The 19885-nt window shown below is 63.9% G+C and carries 21 protein-coding genes; 8 read left to right on the top strand and 13 right to left on the bottom strand.

Annotated features, from left to right (window positions below):
- Positions 1–124: 124 nt before the first annotated feature.
- The 3 genes from GC125_RS13350 to GC125_RS13340 are packed head-to-tail and all read right to left on the bottom strand — an operon-like array spanning position 125 to position 2286.
- On the bottom strand, positions 125–1024 hold the full coding sequence (locus GC125_RS13350) for a dihydrodipicolinate synthase family protein (protein ID WP_151987898.1): 900 nt from the start codon (positions 1022–1024) through the stop codon (positions 125–127).
- A gap of 16 nt (positions 1025–1040) precedes the next feature.
- Positions 1041–1661, bottom strand: a complete 621-nt coding sequence (locus GC125_RS13345; RefSeq protein ID WP_151986090.1) for a LysE family translocator — start codon at positions 1659–1661, stop codon at positions 1041–1043.
- Positions 1662–1668: 7 nt separating this feature from the next.
- Positions 1669–2286, bottom strand: a complete 618-nt coding sequence (locus GC125_RS13340; protein ID WP_353617080.1) for a LysE/ArgO family amino acid transporter — start codon at positions 2284–2286, stop codon at positions 1669–1671.
- Positions 2287–2372: 86 nt separating this feature from the next.
- Here GC125_RS13340 and GC125_RS13335 point away from each other — a divergent pair, with 86 nt between their 5' ends.
- Entirely contained in the window at positions 2373–3263 is an 891-nt protein-coding gene (locus GC125_RS13335) for a LysR family transcriptional regulator ArgP (protein ID WP_151986088.1), read from the top strand.
- A 174-nt stretch (positions 3264–3437) separates the two neighbouring features.
- On the opposite strand, the gene GC125_RS13330 is transcribed toward GC125_RS13335, so the two are convergent.
- The 6 genes from GC125_RS13330 to GC125_RS13305 form a co-directional block, all read right to left on the bottom strand.
- A complete protein-coding gene (locus GC125_RS13330) occupies positions 3438–4172 on the bottom strand; it encodes a CPBP family intramembrane glutamic endopeptidase (RefSeq protein WP_151986087.1) in 735 nt (244 codons plus the stop codon).
- A gap of 347 nt (positions 4173–4519) precedes the next feature.
- On the bottom strand, positions 4520–4837 hold the full coding sequence (locus GC125_RS13325) for a hypothetical protein (RefSeq protein WP_151986086.1): 318 nt from the start codon (positions 4835–4837) through the stop codon (positions 4520–4522).
- Positions 4838–4860: 23 nt separating this feature from the next.
- The gene (locus tag GC125_RS13320) at positions 4861–5238 is read right to left on the bottom strand and encodes a hypothetical protein (protein ID WP_151986085.1); all 378 of its coding nucleotides are present in this window, start codon (positions 5236–5238) and stop codon (positions 4861–4863) included.
- Between the two features lie 136 nt (positions 5239–5374).
- Entirely contained in the window at positions 5375–6424 is a 1050-nt protein-coding gene (locus tag GC125_RS13315) for a sensor histidine kinase (RefSeq protein WP_286165510.1), read from the bottom strand.
- Positions 6414–7946, bottom strand: a complete 1533-nt coding sequence (locus tag GC125_RS13310) for an ATPase domain-containing protein (RefSeq protein WP_151986083.1) — start codon at positions 7944–7946, stop codon at positions 6414–6416. Before GC125_RS13310 ends, GC125_RS13315 begins: the two co-directional genes overlap by 11 nt.
- A 242-nt stretch (positions 7947–8188) precedes the next feature.
- Positions 8189–9133 (bottom strand): lysozyme inhibitor LprI family protein, encoded by a 945-nt coding sequence (locus tag GC125_RS13305; protein WP_151986082.1) that lies wholly within the window; start codon positions 9131–9133, stop codon positions 8189–8191.
- 193 nt (positions 9134–9326) lie between these two features.
- On the opposite strand from GC125_RS13305, the gene GC125_RS13300 reads away from it, so the two are divergent.
- On the top strand, positions 9327–10091 hold the full coding sequence (locus tag GC125_RS13300) for a hypothetical protein (RefSeq protein ID WP_151986081.1): 765 nt from the start codon (positions 9327–9329) through the stop codon (positions 10089–10091).
- Positions 10092–10243: 152 nt separating this feature from the next.
- Here the strand turns inward: GC125_RS13300 and GC125_RS13295 are convergent, their stop codons facing one another.
- Positions 10244–10600 (bottom strand): iron chaperone, encoded by a 357-nt coding sequence (locus GC125_RS13295; RefSeq protein ID WP_151986080.1) that lies wholly within the window; start codon positions 10598–10600, stop codon positions 10244–10246.
- A 149-nt stretch (positions 10601–10749) separates the two neighbouring features.
- Positions 10750–11754 carry an AraC family transcriptional regulator gene (locus GC125_RS13290; protein WP_286165509.1) on the bottom strand — a complete coding sequence of 335 codons (1005 nt, stop codon included), beginning with the start codon at positions 11752–11754 and terminating at the stop codon, positions 10750–10752.
- On the opposite strand from GC125_RS13290, the gene GC125_RS13285 reads away from it, so the two are divergent.
- Positions 11753–12535 (top strand): SDR family oxidoreductase, encoded by a 783-nt coding sequence (locus GC125_RS13285; protein WP_151986079.1) that lies wholly within the window; start codon positions 11753–11755, stop codon positions 12533–12535. The genes GC125_RS13290 and GC125_RS13285 overlap by 2 nt on opposite strands.
- A gap of 16 nt (positions 12536–12551) precedes the next feature.
- Positions 12552–13499: an alpha/beta hydrolase family protein gene (locus GC125_RS13280; RefSeq protein ID WP_151986078.1), complete on the top strand. Its 948-nt coding sequence runs from the start codon at positions 12552–12554 to the stop codon at positions 13497–13499.
- Between the two features lie 22 nt (positions 13500–13521).
- Here GC125_RS13280 and GC125_RS13275 read toward each other — a convergent pair whose 3' ends face one another.
- A complete protein-coding gene (locus GC125_RS13275) occupies positions 13522–13905 on the bottom strand; it encodes an acyl-CoA thioesterase (protein WP_151986077.1) in 384 nt (127 codons plus the stop codon).
- 152 nt (positions 13906–14057) lie between these two features.
- Between GC125_RS13275 and GC125_RS13270 the strand changes: the two genes are divergently transcribed.
- The 4 genes from GC125_RS13270 (at position 14058) to dmeF (ending at position 18065) form a co-directional block, all read left to right on the top strand.
- Complete coding sequence (locus GC125_RS13270; protein WP_502706060.1) at positions 14058–15398, top strand: extensin-like domain-containing protein; 1341 nt, start codon at positions 14058–14060, stop codon at positions 15396–15398.
- A 112-nt stretch (positions 15399–15510) separates the two neighbouring features.
- On the top strand, positions 15511–16659 hold the full coding sequence (locus GC125_RS13265) for a GGDEF domain-containing protein (protein ID WP_151986076.1): 1149 nt from the start codon (positions 15511–15513) through the stop codon (positions 16657–16659).
- An 83-nt stretch (positions 16660–16742) separates the two neighbouring features.
- Complete coding sequence (locus GC125_RS13260) at positions 16743–17012, top strand: metal/formaldehyde-sensitive transcriptional repressor (RefSeq protein ID WP_151986075.1); 270 nt, start codon at positions 16743–16745, stop codon at positions 17010–17012.
- A gap of 45 nt (positions 17013–17057) precedes the next feature.
- A complete protein-coding gene (dmeF, locus tag GC125_RS13255; RefSeq protein ID WP_199864569.1) occupies positions 17058–18065 on the top strand; it encodes a CDF family Co(II)/Ni(II) efflux transporter DmeF in 1008 nt (335 codons plus the stop codon).
- Here the strand turns inward: dmeF and GC125_RS13250 are convergent, their stop codons facing one another.
- The gene (locus GC125_RS13250; RefSeq protein WP_151986073.1) at positions 18066–19808 is read right to left on the bottom strand and encodes a SulP family inorganic anion transporter; all 1743 of its coding nucleotides are present in this window, start codon (positions 19806–19808) and stop codon (positions 18066–18068) included.
- Positions 19809–19885: the final 77 nt, after the last annotated feature.

The following is a 19885-nucleotide window of genomic DNA, read 5'->3' as shown; positions in this document are numbered from 1 at the left end:
GGCGCCTGTTTACTGGCGCCGAGGCTGTTGTGACCGCTTTCGACCCCGTTTCGGCCGTTGAACCTCTCGGCTACTCGCCCTGAAAGTTGCCATAGGCTGAACGCGCCAAATAAATGTGCGGACGTCATCCAATCGCCAGCAAGGGATCGATAGCCGCTATAACTTCTTTCCGGGACTCTCCCTCAAGTGGGAGAACGGGCCGAGGTGGAACCAGTCTCCCTCGTCCCATCAGTTCGGCCAGCACGTACATGACCCGAAGGCTGCCATAGGCCTTGAAGGTGTCCCACAAAGGCGCGAGCAATGCGTCAATCTTCCGCGCTTCATCGGCATTGCCAGCCTGCGCGGCTCTCACCATCGACAAGACTGGACGAGGCAGCGTGCCGCCAAGGACGCTGTAGAAGGCGTCTGCACCTGCCAACATTGCATCTGCCATTCCCCAGTCTCCGCTGTAGCCGATCGCAAGATCCATTCGTTCGCGTAGCGTCGCGATTTCGGAGGCGAAGTCGCCATCAGACGGCAGCGGCATTTTTACGGCCTTGATCGATGGCAGGCTGGAGAGGCTGGCCAGGAGGTCCAGGCTGAAGTTGAAATGGGTCGTGCCGGGATTGTTGTAGATGCAAAGTGGCAAACCGGACGCCTCCGTGACAGCCCGGTAGTGCTCATAGGCCTCATTCTGCGTGAGCGGAGTGTAAGACATCGGCGCCATCAGCAGAGCGTCGGCGCCTGCTGCCTCTGCATCCCGGGCGAGACGTTGCGCTTCATCTGTGCGGAGCGCGCCCACCCCGACAACAATCGGCACTCGACCTCGCACACACTCGACGGCCGCCTCGATCGCGCGCCGCCGCTCCTCGCGGGTCAGATACGCATAGATGCCGGTCGAGCCGAGAAGACCAATGGAATCCACTCTTGCTTCGCAGAGCCGTTCCAGCAGCCGCGACAAGACATCGGTATCGACGCGCCCATCCTTATCAGCCGGGGTGATTGGAAAGGCGGATAGTCCGTGAAACGGTGAAGACTTGAGCATTTCTGAGCCTTGGCGATCATCTTGAAAAGAGCAGCCGGAGGCCGGCTGCGGCAAAGAAAACGGCAAGCACACCTTCAAACCAGCGCCTCGCCCTTGCATAGGCCTTCACCATCGGAGCCGTTGAGAACAAAAGCGCGTAGCCGGAAAAGACAATGACGCCGAGGATGATGCAGCCGATTAGCGCAACCGCGACGGCGGCAGGCCTGGCCGCCTGGTCAACCCCAAGGGACATGATCGCGAGCCAGGCGAGAACAGCTTTTGGGTTGCCGATATGCATGAGCACACCGCGCCGATAGGAGCTCCAAGCATTCGGCGCGGCCCATACCCTCTGATCCATTTCCTTGTCCGGGGTGGCTGCCGATCGTGCCGCCTTCCAGGCGAGCCACAGCAGGTAGAGCGCACCTCCAACCTTTAGGATCGTCACGGCATTGGCATAGGTGGTCAGAAGAGCCGAAACACCTGTTGCGGCAATCGTGCCCCAGATCGCCGACATCGTAATAACGCCAGCGGCCATGGCGAGACCGGAACGACGGCCGTGACGCATCGCTGCGTTCATGATGGCCATGTTGCTCGGGCCAGGGCTAGCCACTGCGATGACGTAGGCAGCATAGACCAGCAGCAAGTCTTGAACGGTCATAGTCGGTTCAGCCCGGTTGATTGAGTGCACCCATCAGAAGCGATGCAGAAATGCCTAACATGACGATGCCGACAACGGCATCCAGAAATCGCCAGGCCAGTGGGCGAGTGAACACCGATTGGAACAGTCGGGCACCAAAGCCAAGAATAGCGAACCATACGAAACTTGCTGTTGCAGCCCCGAACGCAAACAACGGCCGCGAAGCTTCCGGCTGCGCAGAGGCTGCTGTCCCCATCAAGAGGACCGTATCAAGATAGACATGGGGATTGAGAAAGGTGAACGCTGCACCTGTGATCATGACACGGCCAAGCGAGAGTTGCCCGCTAGCCGTCACTGGCAGTGCGTTCAATGAGGTCATCCGCCGAAGCGCAGTGATGCCATACCACGCCAGGAAGATCGCACCGCCGATCGTGAGAACCGTCGCCAAACCCGGTACAGCCGACAGGAATGCGCCCACGCCGCTGACGCCGGCTACGATCAGCAGAGCGTCTGATAGTCCGAAAAATACGACAATCGCCCCAACATGCTCTCGTTTGAGCCCTTGACGCAACACAAAGAGGTTCTGTGCACCGATCGCCATGATGAGTGCGGCGGACAGGGCGAACCCTGAAATGAACGGTGTCACGGAGCTGATCATGTGGCGACTAATGCCGCCACGCTGCTCTGAAGTAAAACTTGTTTTTCTTTAGCCGATGAAGCAATGCTTCATCCATGCTGGATTATCCCGCCCTTGCCGCCGTTTCGGCTGTCATCCGTGAAGGCACATTTGAACGTGCCGCCCTGGCTCTAGGCATTACGCCTTCCGCCGTTTCGCAACGCGTCCGTGGTCTGGAAGAACGGCTTGGAGCCATCCTCATCATCCGCGGGCAGCCCTGCCAGCTTACGGAGCTTGGCCGAAAGCTTTGTGCCCACTTCGACCGTGTGCGATTACTAGAAACCGAGCTCACACCCGATTTGGCGGACCATGCAGGACCAGAACGCTCACGGGTCCCGCTGAAGGTGGCCGTTAATGCAGATAGTCTCGCCACATGGTTTCCTGAGGCTGCACGGATATTCGGGCAAACGTCCGGCGTTCCGCTCGACCTGACTCTGGACGATGAGGCACACACCGCCGATCGCCTTCGCTCCGGTGAAGTCATGGCCGCCGTCACAGCGGACGCCACCTCTGTGCAGGGATGCCGTACAATTCCGCTTGGCTCGCTACGCTATGCCGCCTGCGCGAGCCCCGATTTCGTCGCTCGTTACTTTCCAAAGTACATAACCGCTGCCGAGCTGGCGCATGCGCCTTGCCTGCGCTTTGATCGGCGAGACCAACTTCAGGCGAGATGGGCACGAGACGCGTTCGGTATCGAGCTAGACGCCCCAACATACTCCGTCGCATCGACACATGCCTTTATCGATCTGGCCATCGCAGGATTGGCTTGGGGCATGCAACCAATCAAAATGGCCGAACCTCACATTACTGCCGGGCGGCTGGTGGAACTCGATCCGGCAATACGTATCGATGTTGAGTTGAACTGGATCGTGTCTGGCCTTCCGGTAGCGTCTCTCGATCTCTTGACCAAAGCCGTTCGCTCTTCAGCGCAGAATACAATGTTTTGATTTCAGCAATTTTGTCTGCTTAACGCTCCATCGGGCTTCGAAGCTGCCCTTCCGCTTCCCACCCCAAAGCAGCCAAGCCGACGTCAAATCTTAGCTACCGAACCTCCGTCGGTCGGAGAGGTGGCGTTGCGCTGGCTTCGACCTCTCGTTGCCTTTCCGCACCCCCCAAACACGTCACCCCTCACTCCCCATCGGCATATGACTGCTTTCGAATGTCAGGATGAAGCCGGTCCAGTCGTTGAGGATGTGGGCGCCGGTGGAGACCCAGAGGTTGCGGGTGGCGATGTAGGCGAGGGTGAGGAAGATCCGTGCGCCGCCGATGCCGATGAGGGACTGGGCCCAGTGCCAGTCATAGGTGGGCAGGTGGGCTGCTCCGAAGATCAGGGCGGAGACGAGGAGGGCGATGGCGATCGCGGTTTTGCGCCCGAGATGCAGTTTTGCGGTGCAGAGCCAGAGCGTTGCGAGGAACGGCAGGATGCCGAAGAGTTCTTCGCCCAGCAGTTGCGGGACGGTCGGCGCGAGCCTTTTCGCCAGATCGAGGTTGGTCATGGTCGCCATGGTTTCCACGACGGGATTGGGCGCGAGCGCTCCGAGATAGGTCAGCAGGAAGGCCAGGAACACGGAGCCTGCGAGCGTGAGGGCGCCGAACGCGACCATGAGCGCCAGCTCTTTCAAGCCGACGGGGCGGAAGAGGGCGCGCGTGGCGGGGCCGACCAGGAGGAACAGGGTCAGCAGCGGGATGCTGAGGAAGAGCAGAGCGGGGATGAAGGTGGCCGGAAAGCCGACGGGCGGGAAGAAGGAGAGCGCCAGCAAGCCGACGGCGAGGGAGGCGAGGAGGAGCGCCCAGCCCCGGCCTTCGATGGGCACCGGGTGGCCGTCGTAATAGGGATAGTCACCGCCACGCGTCATGATGCGAACCTTTCGCGAACGCCTGTTTCCGTTTTTCGCCTTGCCGGTCAGCGGCGGGTTTGCGCCGCGCGCCGGACTTCACTGGATGCATCGGACCTGCGGCGCGACGGGTGGATCATGCCGGACCCGGTCTCCGGTGATCGGCGGTGATCTTCGGCGGTACCGCATGCGGTGTCAGTGCTTCTGCGACGGCGTTGCCGCATGGCGTGGCTGTGTGGGCGTGTGGCCGCGACGGCGTGGCCGAACGGCGTTGCTGCCGCGACAGCGACGGGTTGCGGTGACTTTTTCCGCCGATGACGTGCCGCCGTCGATGCGGCGACAGGTCGTTGCGGTCTGGTCCGTCGATCTCAGAGTTCCGTCAGAGAGACGTAATCGCCGCCATTGCCGAAGCGGCATTCGAACGGGGCGCTGCCCATCGTGCCCTGGTCGACGCTGCCGGTGACGATGTAGCCGCCGCCGACGCCGGGCTGCGGCACGCCGACGCTGACGCTATCAGGCCGTGTCATGTAGCGGCCCGCCGCTTCGCCGCGGCAATAGTCGGTCATCTGGGTGGGCGACATGAAGGTGGGGTTGAGGCTGGTCGTTTCCGACGAGTCCATGGTTTCCGAACAGCCGGAAGCCAGGCCTGCCAAGAGGAGCAGCGATACCATCGATATGCGGTTCATTGTGTTCGTCCCTTATGCTGCTATCAGCTCTGGATGCACCTGATCGAATTTCCAAACGGGCTGCAGGTGGTGACCGTGGCGGGGCGGTAGGACTGGCCACGGAAGGCGAAGTCCGGCATGCGCCCATCGGACGGACCGCAAATGTAGCTGAGATTGTACCAGGTGACGGGACCCGGGACGGAATCGCCGAGCGCGCCGCCGGCATTGCTGTGGCTGTCGACGACCCGATACTGGCCGCCGCAGGTGGCTGCGGCTTCTTCGAAGCACGCATCGGGCGAGCCGCCGCATTTGGCCTGGACGATGCGTTCGCCGGTGGGGCCGGGGACGCTCGTCTGGGACGGGGCGACACAGCCGGCCACCGCCAAGCCTATGCCGAATACCAAGGGACTTGCATATTTCATACCGCTCTCCTTTGCCCCAGCACGCAACCTTAAGTCGGCCTGTTTGCGGGCGTCCAATGAGAGTTGGGCGCTTTTGGCCAACAAAACTCATGGGAAGGTGTGGGCAAAGGCGTGGGCGAAGGCGGGCGCGGAAGCTTCAGTATTGGGGGACGAGGCGGGACTTCGGCAGGGGCATGGCGAGGTGCAGCGAGAAGCCGTTTTCGGCGAAATCGGTGCGGATATCGGCCTGGCACTGGACGGTGAGGACGCGCTCCAGCAGGACGGAGCCGAAGCCCTTGCGGGTGGGTTGCGTGACGATGGGGCCGTTCGCTTCGCGCCAGTCGAGGCTCAAGCGGCGGTCGCCCTCGGTTTCCATGATCGACCAGTGGACGTCGATGCGGCCCCGGTCGACGGAGAGCGCGCCGTATTTGACGGCGTTGGTGGCGAGTTCGTGGAAGGCCATGCCGAGCGGCACGGCGATATCGGAGACGAGGTGGATATCGGGACCTTCGATGCCGAAGCGGCCGGATTCGGTGTCGTAGATGTCGAGTTCCTGGGTGAGGATGCGGCGCAGCGATGCGGTCTGCCAGTAATCCTCGGTCAGCTTCTCATGGGTGCGCGACAGAGACACGATGCGGCTGGAGAAGGCGCGGGTGAAGCTGTCGATATCGGTGTGGGAGCGGGCGGTGGCGCCGAGCATCGCCTGGACGTTGGCGAGCGTGTTCTTGACCCGGTGGTGGAGCTCGCGGATCAGGAGCTTCTGGCGCTCGTCGGACTTTTCGCGCTCCTCGATATAGGCCTTGACCTGGAGCTGGCGGGTGCGGGCGCGCGCGGCGGAGGCGACGGCGCTGGTCAGCGAGGCGGCGCTGAAGGGGCGCTCCAGCACGATGTGGCCGTGGTTGAGGAAGGAGAGGCGCCCGTCGAGCTCCTGGCCGCGCGAGCCGAGGATGATGACGGGGAAATCGGACCAGGGCGGCTGCTGCTCGATCCAGGCGGCTAGGGCGCTGCGCTCGCCGTCGAGCAGGGCTTCCTCGGTGATGACGAGGCAGAGCGCATCGTGCTGGACGGGGGGCAGGAGCCGCAGGATCTCGGGCAGGTCGGTGCAGGCGACGGGATCGAAGCCGGCGTCGCGGATCAGGCCGCAGGCGATCTCCGCATCGCGGCCGAAGGGCGTGCAGACGATGATGCGGGCAGGTTCAGCCGACACTCTGCTCGTTTCCGCTGACCGGTCCATGCCCCGCCTGCCGCATCAGCGAGCCCCGATCGCCGGCAAAGCGCGGGGTGCCGGAGAGCACGCCGGTGAAACCCGCAAGCGGCTCGCCCACCGATATTCCATCCGACGACAGCGTGAATTCACGGATCGCATCCTCATGGGGCCCGGTGCGCTTCTTCACCACCGAGACGGCGCGGCGGATCCGGCCTCCGGCTTCGAAGTAGCGCAGCAACATCACCGAATCGGACAGATAGGTGAGATCGACCGGCGTACTCATATGGCCGATCAGCCCGTGATTGGCGAGCAGAAGAAGGGTCACGATGCCCTGCTGATTGAGATAGGTGAGGATCTCGTGCATCTGCAGGAGCAGCTGCTGCTCCTCGGGCAGGGAATTGAGGTAGCCGGTGAGGCTGTCGATGATCACCATCTTGACGCCCGCATGCTCGACGGCGTGCTGCAGGCGGCCGGTGATCTCGCCCGGCGAAAGCTCGGCCGGATCGACCTGATCGAGCGTCAACAGCCCGCTTTCGAGGAAGGGCGCGAGGTCCATGCCCAGGCCCTTGGCGCGGGCAAGCACGATGCGTTTGGTCTCCTCGAAGGTGACGAGGTAGACGGGCTCGCCGCGCGAGAGCGCCGCAAAGGCATAGCACGCGGAGATCGAGGACTTGCCGGCGCCGGACGGGCCCATGAGCAGCGTGCTGGTGCCGCGCGTCAGGCCGCCCTTGAACAGATCGTCGAGCGCCGTGCCGCTCTTGGCGTCATCGCCGAAATCCTTCTCGACGTGATCGGAGGCGACGAGGCGCGGGAAGACGGTGACGCCGCCCGGCTGGATGACCATGTCGTGGAAGCCGCCGCGGATCTGCACGCCGCGCATCTTGATCAGCCGCGCGCGCCGCCGCTCGCCGCCATAGGCCGGCACGTAATGCTCCAGGCGCAGGACGCCGTGGCAGACGGAATGGAGATTGAGATCGTCCTGCTCGCCGGTCAGATCGTCGAGGAAGAGGGTGGTGATGTCCTTGAGGAGCACGAAGCTCTTCAGCGCGAGCACCTGGCGGCGATAGCGCAGCGAGCCCTGCGACAGGAGCCGGATTTCCGACAGGCTGTCGAAGACGAGCCGTGTCGGGCGGTGCTTCTCGATGGCAGCGAGCGCCATCTCCAGCGTCTCGCCGAGCTCGAGCTCGGAGGAGTGGATCATCGACTGGTATTTGGACTTGTCCAGGCTGAGTTCGGGCGGGACGAGTTCGTAGATCTCCAGACCGTCGAGCGACCAGCCATGGCGGTGGGCGACGGAGATGAGCTCGCGCTTGCTCTCCGACAGGGTGATGTAGAGGCAGGACTCGCCGCGGCGCACGCCATCGAGCAGGAACTGCATCCCGACCGTGGTCTTGCCGCTGCCCGGCCGCCCTTCGACCAGATGGGCGCGACCCCTGGCAAAGCCGCCGCGCATGAGATGATTGAGGCCCGGCACGCCGGAGTCGATGGGTGCGGCGTCGTCCATAGCGGTCTGGTTGTCCATGGACGACTCCTGAAATTGTGAAGGGTGCCGCTGTGTAGGCCAATGAGCGGGGGTGTCTTTAAGATAGGTTATAGTTGGGGGGTGGTTGGGGGTTGAACTACGGCTGGGAAGCGAGACGGGTGGGTCAGGGCCCCAATGCGGCCGTTTGCACCATAAGAGCGAAATCCCAGAACCTGCCGTAGGTCAGCTGACACATGAGGTGGCCATGTCTGAAAGGCCGGGAACGAAATACGTGCCCAACTCTAAAGATCGCCTTCGTCACGCTCTACCCACCAGCGCAAGGTTTCGATGCGGTGCTGAATATTCTCCGATTGCGCAGTAGCCCACACCAGCGGATACATCGACCCCCCCTCAACGAGCGAAGCGCGAAAATCAGCCTCTGCCCTAGCGTATGCTTGCCATGCGAACTGGCTCCGCCGGAGCAGTGCGCCGTCAGTATCGCCGCGCTTCTCGATCGCAGCGATCATGTCCGCCATCTGTGCTTCAAGTTCGCGCATGGCGTCGCCAGCCTGGATGTTCATCGTGGTTTGGGTTCGCGCCAACGCGCCTTTCAGTTCCTGCACCAGCACCCAGTCGATCGCTGATAGAAACTCGACACCGGCGGCCACAAATCTAGGAATCTCTGCCGGGTCGAACGCGGGGTCGCGCGGTAGCTCGTGGGTCAGAATGTGCCGCACGGTGAACACTCGCGACAACTGCCTGAACATTTCATCGTAGTCGCTGATGATCGGCGCTAAAGGCCAATCGGCCTTTTCCTCGATCCATCTTTCGTGTGACGCTTTAAGTTTGTTCACGAAGCCATGAATTAGCGCATCCATATGAGCCACTACGCGTCCCGGGTCGTTGATTGAGACGGTGTGGGCGACCAAATCCCCGACCGACAGCTTCCGGTCTTGCAGACCGGATAACAGTGCAAAATCCAGCTTTGCTCCCTTGGACAACGTTTCGGCACGCTCGAGATACGGTGGACCGGAGTCGACCAGTTCGCGGATTGCCTCCCGCACGCCGACTTCAATCATGGTGACAATCCTCATCGGTATGAAATCAGCAAACTCCTCAGCCTCGCCTGCTTTCTCGTCCCAAAGTTGTCCGAGCTGGCGGAGGTCGTCTGACAGCATGGAAGTCAGGCGGAGCTCACCGCGCCGTTCCTTCCACCCCAGCATCTTTTGGATGTCGGATCGTACCATTTCATCGACTTTCTGCGATTTGTTGAGTGAGGAAAGAAGACGCCGACCATCTCGGCAAAGGCATTCGCATGTGGAATTCGGAGATCAATCAAGATGCTCTTACCGAAACCGAACACATCGATTATCTGTTCACGTATATGTCTGCGCTCGTGCTCCAATTGCTAAAAGAGAACGGACAAGAAGGGATTAGCAAATGAAGGGCAATCTCGACTGGCAACCGACACTCATCAACATCGAACCCGAATTCGCGAACTTCGTACCGACGTTTCGCAACGGACAGATCGTGCGCGACCTGATGCCTGATCAGCCTGCAATGACCCTGAACGCAGACTTCTATTTTCCTGAAGACCGCGTCGTCGTAGAGCTGAAGTGCATGGAAACGGACTCTCGCGATGCTTACCCCGAGCGCGTCGCGCGGGCGTTTGCGCATTTCGGGCACACGGGTAGTGAATTAATGGGCTTTCTGTTTCGCGGCGAGCCCATGCCCGAGCGAGTAGCAGGCCGTATCCGGCAGCAGATTGCTAATCCTCTGCGACAGGCTCTTCGCAAGGCAAATAGGCAGATCGCGGCCACGAAACATCATCTGAACATTCCAGACGCTTTTGGTCTGGCGGTGTTCGCAAACGACAATAATTTTGGCCTCACGCCGGCAAACGCGCTTTCCATCCTCGGAAATGCCGCTTTGGGGCTGTCAAATTGCCATGTCGATGGCTTCGTTTATATGACGCCCAACGTCTATCATCACACGGGAGACGATATCGCCCGGTCTGTATGGGTTCCGCTTTATTCGGAAGGCAAAGAGTCGCTTGCTGACTTTGTCAATTCCTTCGGCAACGCCTGGATTGATTACGCGGAACAATTCGGCGAGCCTTATTTGGAGCGCTGGAAAGGGGACGAGTACGATGTTGGTTTGCTAACTGGAAAGCCCATCGAACGCTTCAGTCGGAGTCGCAAGTAGGTGAGTGCCAAGAAAGTTATACGGCATGACCGGCGGCGAGCCGATAGGGAGGGCCGGAGAAGCGCATAGCGAGCCGACCTATGGCGGCTCCGGCGGGTCATGATACGCGAAGCGGACGGACCGGAACCCACCCCATCTCGGACATTTGCCGCTCAGCCCGCCGCGTCTTTGCGGGACGCCAAGGCAAGCGCAGTGATGAGTTCGTCAGGTATCGGCTTTGTTGGTGAGAAAGTGACACCAGTCTTGGATGCTTTAAGCTCGGCTGCAGCGATATCGTCGGCATGCGCGTTGATCGCGCCTTTGCTAACATAGAGACCGCACTGTTTGCTGAACGCTCCGTAGCCCGCGATCATCATGCCTCCGGAACTGAAACCCGGCATACCGTACTGCATGACCTCTTCCGCGTCAGGAAGAGCTTGCTTCAGGCGGTAACGAACGACGGCAAGTTGTGGCCGAAGGGCTTCAGGCGCCGCAGCTATGTATGCATCATGGTCAAGTAACTCGGTCATGCTGGATCATCGACCATTGAATGTGCTCGCGCAAGCAGAGCTATGGCTGCCTCGGTGCCACGACCGCCAAAAGCGGCCTGTCCGCAATTCACCCATTTCGACCATCATCCAAACCTCTACACACCGCTCAGCCCATCACCCCGTCATCTCTACCCCTGCGCGGCAAACGCTCCGGGTGGGGTTCCGACGTGGCGGGAGAAGGCTGTGGAGAAGGCGCTGACGGAGCCGTAGCCGACGTGGCGGGCGAGGTCAGTGAGGGCGATGTTTCCGGTGAGGAGCATGTTCTTGGCGAGCGCCATGCGCCAGGCGGCGACGTATTCCATTGGGGCTGATCCGACTTCGTTTCGGAAGCGATCGAAGAAGGTGGTGCGGGACATGCCTGCTGCGGTTGCGAGGCCCTGGACGGAGAGGCGGGCGGCGGGATCGGCGTGAATCCGGCGCAGCGCGAGTGCAAGGCGGGGATCGGCGAGGCCGCGGAGCAGGCCGGGATCTGCCATGGTGCTGGTGACGGAGCGCAGGGCTTCGACCAGCAGCAGTTCCAGGAGGCGCTCGAGCACCATGTCGCGCGCGGGCCGGTCGCTGCGCGTTTCCTCGTTGATCATCTGGACGAGCGCGATCAGGCGGGCTTGCGCGCGCACATGGATGACGGCCGGCAGGAGCGAGACGATGAGGGCCTTGTCGGGCGAGGCGAAGCGGCAGTGGCCGACTAGACATTTGAGCTCGGTCGGAGCTTCAGGGTCGCCGAGACGGAACGTTCCGGGGCCGGTTTCGAGCGGCGTGCGCGGGGCATCCTTCGGCGGTGGATCGATGCTCGACAGTGTGAAATCGAAGACTTCCGGCACGAGGACGAAATCGCCGGCCTCGAGAAGGAGCGGTGCGCGGTCTTCGATGGTGAGCCGGCAGGTGCCTTCGACGATGGCGCAGTAGAACGGGCTTGCCATGTTCGTGCGCTCCACGTGCCAACGGCCGCCGCCGGTGACGCGCTTGGAGATCGAGGGCTGGGGCCTCAGGAGCGTGACGACGCTGGCGAGGGGGTCTGTCGTCGGGATGGTCACGATTTCGGACTTTCGCTGAATAGAAGCGGACTTTCGAATATAGAAAGTCCGGCTCTTTCTGTCCATTTCCTGTTTCAGCAACAACAGGAGATTTTCCATGCCCAGAATTCTCATCACCGGTGCTTCGTCCGGCTTCGGTCGCGCGACGGCTGAGCTGTTTCTCGCCCGAGGCTATGAGGTGTTCGCGACCATGCGTAACCCGACGCCGGGTGGGGAGGCCGACGCGATGGCCGAGCAGGAGGGGCTGCCCGGTCGGCTGCACGTGCTGCCGCTCGACGTGACGGATGAAGCGAGCATCGCGCGGGCGGTCAAGGAGGCGGGTGTGCTCGATGCGCTGGTCAACAATGCCGGGGTGGGCATGCTCAACGTGCTGGAGGGCGTCGACATGGCCAAGGCGCGCGAGCTTTTCGAGACCAATGTGATCGGCGCGATGGCGGTGACCCAGGCGGTGCTGCCCGGAATGCGCGCACGGGGATCGGGCGTGATTGTCAACATCAGTTCGAGCGTGACGCTGCGGCCGCTTCCGGCGCTCTCGGTCTATAGCGCGAGCAAGGCCGCCCTCAACGCGTTCACGGAAAGCCTTGCGCTGGAGACGGCGCAGTTCGGTATCCGCACGCGGCTCATACTGCCCGGATCGGCGCCGACGACCGCTTTCGGCAAAAATGCCATGGCGCGGATGGGGATGGAGGTGCCTGCGCCCTACAAGGCATTCGTCGAGGAAAACTTCGCGGCGCTGCGCAGTGCGCCCGAGAAGACGTATGCCGACGACGTGGCGCAGGCGGTTTGGCGGGCGGTGACGGAGCCGGATGCCCCGATGCGGTTGCCGGCGGGCGCCGATGCGGAGCGGCTCTTCCGCGAAACGACGGCCGATGCGGCTTGAGCGGGGAGACGGGTTTATGAACGCCTTGATCGGCCGCGCGCGGACCATTCCGACGCCTGAGCCACGGATGAGTGTGGCTTACACGCCCGTGACCCTGCCCATGGCGGGGCGCACACCGCTCGAACTGCGCGTGACGGCGCCGGCGGAAGGCGAGGATCTGCCGATCGTGCTTCTGTCGCACGGGGGCGGGCCTTCGCACTACATTCCCTCCAAGGATGGCTATGCGCCGCTTGCGCAATTCTGGGCCGAGCGGGGGTTGGCGGTGATTCAGCCGACGCATGGGAACTCCAAGGTGGCCGGCCTGCCGCGCGATGCGCCCGGCGCACCGTTCTTCTGGCGCGAGCGCATAGCGGAGATGACGACGATCCTCGACCGGCTGGCCGAGGTGGAAGGGCAGGCGAAGGCCGTGGCGGGGCGCCTCGACCACCGGCGCATCGCAGTCGCCGGCCATTCCTTCGGCGGTCACACGGTCGGCCTGCTGCTCGGCGCGCGATTGCAAGGCGAGAGCTTTGCCGATCCGCGCATCGCGGCCGGGGTGCTCCTGGCTGCGCCGGGGCGCGGCGGCAAGGATCTGACGGCCGACAGTGCGGCGCGCTTTCCGTTCTTCGACGTGGATTTCGCGACGATGACGACGCGCAGTCTCGTGGTCTGCGGCGCAGAGGACGATCCGCATTTCACGCCGCGCGGGCCGGACTGGCACGCCGACGCCTTTCACGATGGAGCAGGGGCGGAGGCTCTCGTCACCGTGCAGGGCGTCGGTCACGGGCTCGGTGGCATCGCGGGGCTGGATGCGAAGGAAACGGAGGTGGAGGCGCCCGACAGCCTGGAGGTGACGCGGCGGCTGACGCTTGCATGGCTGCGCACCGTTCTCGGCGTTGACGCCGAAGCCTGGCCGGCGGCCATCGCCTCGCTCGACGGGCCGGCGGGGGCATTGGCGCAGGTGAGGTTGGCCGCACGCGCCTGAGGCAGGCGATGGCGGCGCACGATCACGCCGGGACGGGCGTCGGTTTGCCGGTTTCGTCGAGTGCGACCATGACGAAGGTGGCGTCGGTGACCTTGTCCATGCGGTCGGAAAGGTAGCGCTGGGCCCAGGCTTCGACGGTGAGGGTGATGGAGGTGCGGCCGACTTTTGCGACTTCGGTGTAGATGCAGAGCGTGTCGCCGATCTTGACCGGCATGGCGAAGGCCATTTCGTTGACGGCGGCGGTGACGACGCGGCCCCTGGCGCGCTCGGCGGCACGGATACCGGAGGCAAGGTCCATCTGCGCCATGACCCAGCCGCCGAAGATATCGCCGGCGGCATTGAGATCGGCGGGCATGGCGAGCGTTCTGAGCGTCAGTTCGCCGGTCGGTCTCGGGGCTTCGTCCATGCGGGGGATCCTTCGCGGCTTTCAAGGCGATGTCGCGCTCGATGCGCCTTCCCGTTTAGCGAGCGCGGGCGGGATCCCGCAAGCGTTCAGTCCTCATTTACCATGTTGGCCTAGGGTGTTTCTCCAAGGGACCGGTCTGGAGACGCATGTTCATGGCCATCGATGGATTGGACGGCGCAGTCGGCCGCAAAAGCGGCCTTGCCGCGAGGCGGTGCACGGCACTCGGACTGAGCCGGCTTCTGGCCGGCGGGTTTGCGGCGATGCTGTTGGTGTCCTGCTCGGCCTCGAGCGTGCTGGCGCCGCCTGAAGCGATTTCCACGAGTTCGATCACGCCTCAGCCGCCTGCCGGACTTGGCTGGCAATCCGCGACCTATGGCGCGCCGCCCGCGCAGGGGCTGCCGGCCTATGAGAGCCTGGCACAAGGGACAGGGGCGGGAGTAGGTGTCTCGTCCGGGGCTGGCGTGACCGCGCCTGCCGGTGACCTTGGCTATGGCTCCGGCCTTGCGGTGCTGCAGCGCGGGCAACCGCTGCCGGTCGACGATGCGGCACTTGCCCAGATGCAGGGGCGGCCCGTGCCGGACGGGTGGCAGCCCGGCTATGTTCCATCCGACCAGCCGCAGATCCTCGGCACGCTGGGCCCGAACGGCGAGGCCCGGCTTGCAGGCCAGCCGAGCCCGATGCAAAGCCCGGTGGCGCCCGTCACCGCCCAGCCTTCTATGATTCCGCCTGCAGCGGCACCGGTCTATGCGCCGCCATCGGCGCCGATCGCCGCGGCTCCTCCCGTTTCGGCGCCGGTCGCGGCCGTTGCGCCTCCCGTTGCCGCGCCGCCGGTTGCGGCAGCGCCGGTCGTGCAGCAGGCGCCAGAGCCGCAGCGGGTCGCCGGGATCTTTCCGCGGGCGCTCAACCCGTTTGCCCGAGCGCGCGAACCGCAGAGCAGCCTGCCTGCGGCGGAAGCGGCCTGCCGGCAGCGACTGCAGCGGCTCGGCGTGCAGTTCACCGACAAGCCGGCCGTCGGCAACGGCAATTCCTGCGGGATCGCGCATCCGGTCGAGGTTTCGGGGCTTTCGGGCGGGGTGAACGTGCGGCCCGCGACGCTGCTCAACTGCCAGATGGCGGAGGCCTTTGCGACCTGGGTGAAGAACGAACTCGCGCCTTCGACGCGCAAGCGTTACCTCTCGGGAATCGAAACGGTCGGCTCCATGGGCGGCTATTCGTGCCGGACGATGAATTCGCGCCGGGGCGCGCCGATGTCGGAACACTCCAAGGGCAACGCGATCGACGTCGGCTCGATCAAGCTGAATTCGGGCCGGGTGATCGATGTCAGCGCCAAGGGGTTGTTCGCGTTTCGCGAGCGCGGGCTGCTGAACTCGGTGCGCGACGATGGCTGCAAATACTTCAACACGATCCTGGGTCCCGGATCGGACGCCAACCACGCCGACCATTTTCATTTCGATCTGCGGGCGCGTCGCAACGGCTATCGGCATTGCGACTGAGCGCGGCGTGGGCCGACGCACGAGGTGCATGTTTCGGTAAGTGCTTGTTAGCGCTCTGATGTCATGCTGGCGCCGCTGAAAGTGGGGGCAGGATTTGGCGGAAAAGTCAGGCATGGACGCGGATCTCAAATTGCAGATCGACGCGCTCTACAAGGCCGCACCGGCTTCGGTGATGTCGATCGTGGGCGCAGTAATCGCGCTTTCGATCTTCTGGAGCGAGGGCATTCCGGCCGAGCTAATGGTCTGGTTCGTGGTGGTGACCGCGACGGCGGTGGTGCATCTCGGAAGTGCGGTCATGCGCCATTTCGGCCGGCCGGCCGCTTTCACGTCACGGCACTGGGCGCGGCTCGTCTGCGGCATTTATGGGACGTCCGGCGTGGCATGGGGCGCGGGTGCGGCGTTCATGATCGTCCATGGCAGCGTGGAGCAGGCGCTGGTGGTGTGCAGCCTGATCACCGGGTCGGTGACGGTGAGCTTTCCTGCCGCGGTCTACCAGCGGGCTTACAATCTCTTCCAGTTCCCGGCGCTTCTTCTGACCTGCGGCGGCCTTCTCGCGAGCGGGATCGCCTATAGCAATGCGCTGGCGATCGCCGGCGTGCTTCTCTGCGGGACGCTCGCGATGATGGCGCGCGGGCTCGGCACGCAATTGACGCTGGCGCTCAAGCTTTCGCGCGAAAATTTACGGCTGGTCTCCGATCTTCAGGAGCGCAAGGCAGCGCTCGAAGCGGCCAATCGTGACCTCGAGATTCAGACGGAGACGGACCCGCTAACGGGGCTCGGCAACCGGCGGCGGCTGATGCGTGTGCTGCGGGCATCCTCCGGTGCGCTCGGCGTGCTTTTGATCGATGTCGACCACTTCAAGAGCTACAACGACACCTTCGGCCATGCGGAGGGCGACACGTGCCTGCGGCGCATCGCCGATGCGCTCAGCCGCACGACGATCGCCGGCGTGACGCTCGTCGCGCGTTATGGCGGCGAGGAATTTGCGATCGTCGTCGATGCCCGCGACCATCACCATGTGCGGGCGGTGGCGGAAGCCATGCGCAAAACCGTCGAGGCACTGCATGACGAGGGCGGAAGCGCGCTTCGTCGGGTGGTGACGATCAGCGTCGGTGTGGCGCTGCGGGGTGCCGCCGAGGACAAGACCATCACCCAGCTGATCAGCGAAGCGGACGAGCGGCTCTACGACGCCAAGCGCGCCGGCCGCAACCGGGTGCATGACGGCCGCGAGCAACGCCCGAAACGGGCCGCAGTCGCCTAGAAAACCGAATTCGCGACCCGGCCTCTTCCGTCACAGTGCTGCATATAGTATAGTCCCCTAGGTTATATTTCGGAAGGATGCGGATGCACACGCAGAAGCACAAGGACAGGCTGATCGGACGGGTGAGGCGGCTGAAGGGCCAGCTCGAAGGCGTGGAGCGTGCGCTAAACGGCGAGGCGCCCTGCGGCGAAATCCTGAGACAGCTCGCCTCTATCCGCGGCGCGATTTCCGGCCTGACGGCCGAGGTGATGGAGCACCATCTGCGCGAGCATGTGCTGGAGGCCGAGACCGAAGCGGACCGGCGCCAGGGCGGCGAAGAGCTGATGGGCGTTCTGAGGACATATCTGAAATAAGAGCGGCCGCCTCGAACGGGGTGGCGCGCAATCAAGGAGGCCATGATGGCCGGGCAATTGCGACTGGATGGGGACCACGACCACGTGTTCCTGGGCGACAATCACGACCGCAACGAAAAGCGCGTGTGGCTGGTCATCGCGCTGACGGCGTCGATGATGGTGATCGAGATCGTCGGCGGTGCGATCTACGGCTCGATGGCGCTGTTGGCCGATGGCTGGCACATGGCGACCCATGCGGCGGCGCTGATGATCTCGGCGTTTGCCTATCTCTATGCGCGTCGCCATGCACGCGACCACCGCTTCACCTTCGGGACGGGAAAGTTCGGCGACCTGGCGGGATTTGCCAGTGCCGTCGTGCTCGGCATCGTCGCGCTGCTGATCGGCTGGGAAAGCCTGCTGCGGCTCGCAAATCCGGTGCCGATCAGTTTCAGTCAGGCGATCTTCGTCGCGGTGATCGGGCTTGCGGTCAATCTGATCAGCGCCTGGCTACTGCGGGAAGATCACGGGCACCATCACGGTCATTCCCATGCCCATGGGCATGCTTCCGGCCACGACCACGATCATCATGGGCATGACCATGCGGCGCACGATCATGCCCCGCAGGGTCAGTCGGGTGCCGGCGTGCAGGACAACAATCTGCGCGCGGCCTATCTGCATGTGCTGGCCGATGCGCTGACTTCGGTTCTGGCGATCGCGGCACTCGTCGTCGGCAGTCTCAATGGCTGGATCTGGGCCGATCCGCTAATGGGCCTCGTCGGCGCGCTTGTCATCGCGCGCTGGTCGGTCGGTCTCATGCGGCAGTCGGGCGGCGTGCTGCTCGACACCGTGCCGGAGGATGGGCAACTCGCGGGTGCGATCCGCTCTGCGCTTTCTGCGGAAGGTGGAACGATCACCGACCTGCATGTGTGGCAGGTGGGGCCGGGGCACCACGCGGCGATCATCGCGCTTGCCTGTCCGCGACCGCAGGCGCCGGGGCACTATAAGGCACTGTTGTCCGGAATCAGGCAGCTGTCGCATGTGACGGTGGAAGTCCAGGCGATGCCGACGCGCTGATCACTGCGCGGCTGTCGCGCCGTCGTCCGTCGGGTCGGTGGATTTGAGGCGGCGGAGTGCGCTTTCCACGGTGCGGTCGAAACGCACGACGGGTGGCGCCACGCCATGGGCGAAGAGATCGCGCCGCAGCGTTCCGGTCGTGCCGGTGATGATGACACGGCCGCCGCGGCGCTTCTTGCTGCGCGCGATGGAGGCGATCATCTCCCCGGCGGTGGAATCGATCATCGGGACGGCGGACAGATCCAGCACGAGGACATGCGCCGACGTCGCGACGCGATCGAGCAGGCTGCCGATCGATGCGGCCGCACCGAAGAAAAGCGCGCCAGAGACGCGGTAGACGATGACGTCGCCCTGCTGGGTGAGGCGCTCTTCGTCCGCGCTCGCAGACCCATCGGCTTCATCCTCGGCGACGAGCGGCTCGGCCAGCGTTGCCGTCGACATGCGGTGGATGAAGATGAGCGCGCCGAGCGCGAAGCCGACGACGATCGCCTCGGTCAGATCGCGGAAGATGGTCAGCAGGAAGGTGACGAGAAGCACCGCCGCATCGCCCCAGGATGCGCGCAGCAGGGTGGCGAAGGCGTGCTTTTCCACCATCGACCAGGCGACGACGGCGAGCACGCCGGCGAGACAGCCGAGCGGGATGTAGCTCGCGAGCGGCGCAGCAAGCATCATGAAGCCGAGCAGGAACACGGCGTGCAGCATGCCCGAGACGGGCCCGACCGCGCCGGCGCGTACGTTGGTGGCGGTGCGCGCGATGGTGCCGGTGACGCAGAACCCGCCGAAGAGCGAGGCGCCGACATTGGCGACCCCTTGCGCCACCAGTTCGCAGTTGGAGCGGTGGCGGCGGCCGGTCATGCCATCGGCGACGACCGCCGAGAGCAGCGACTCGATCGCGCCGAGCAGCGTGAAGGCGAGCGCGCTCGGCAGGACGGCGATGACGAGATCGAGATCGAATGACGGCAGGGACGGCGCCGGCAGGCCCGACGGAATGCCGCCGAAAGCCGTGCCGATCGTTGCCACCGGCAGGCCGGCCAACGCCGAGACCAGCGTGGTGACGACGACCGCGATCAGCAATCCCGGCCAGTGCGGTTTCAGCTTGCGGACGGCGACGACGATGCCGATGGCGGCCAAGGCGAGAGCGGCCGTGACGGGGCTGATCGTTGGCAGGGCCGCGAAGATCACCGGCAGCTTCTCGAGCAGGGGCCCGGGCTCGGGCGAACCGAGGGTCAGCCCGAAAAGCGGGGTCAACTGGCTGGCGAAGATGATGACGGCGATGCCGGCCGTGAACCCGACCGTGACGGGGTAGGGAATGAACTTGATGTAGGTACCGAGCCGCAGGAAGCCGATGGCGGCGAGCATGAGGCCGGACAAGAAGGTCGCGAGGACGAGGCCGCCCATGCCATGGGCCTGGATGGTGGCGGCGACGAGCACGATGAAGGCGCCGGCCGGACCGCCGATCTGGTGGCGGCTGCCGCCGAGCAGCGAGACGAGAAAGCCGCCGACGATGGCCGTGATCAGCCCCTGCGCCGGCGTCGCGCCCGACGCGATGGCGATCGCCATGGAGAGCGGGAGGGCGACGATGGCGACGGTCAGGCCCGCAACGGCATCGGCCCTGAAATGGGATAGCCGGTAGCCTTCCTCCAGCACCGTCACAAGCTTCGGCTTGAACAGCTCAGAAAAGCGCGCCTTCTCGGGTTGAGCGTGCGGATCGCGAAGGCGCGGCGATTTTACCGGAGCATGCATAAACAGCGATCAACCTCCCTCTCACGCGGGAGCTTCAGCGACTCGATCTCGAAGCGCAGTCCCCCCACGCTAAGTTA

Source organism: Rhizobium sp. EC-SD404, from assembly GCF_902498825.1.
Taxonomy (GTDB): domain Bacteria; phylum Pseudomonadota; class Alphaproteobacteria; order Rhizobiales; family Rhizobiaceae; genus Georhizobium.
The sequence above is the reverse complement of the archived record's forward strand: the minus strand, read 5'-3'. Positions and strand labels throughout refer to the sequence as shown.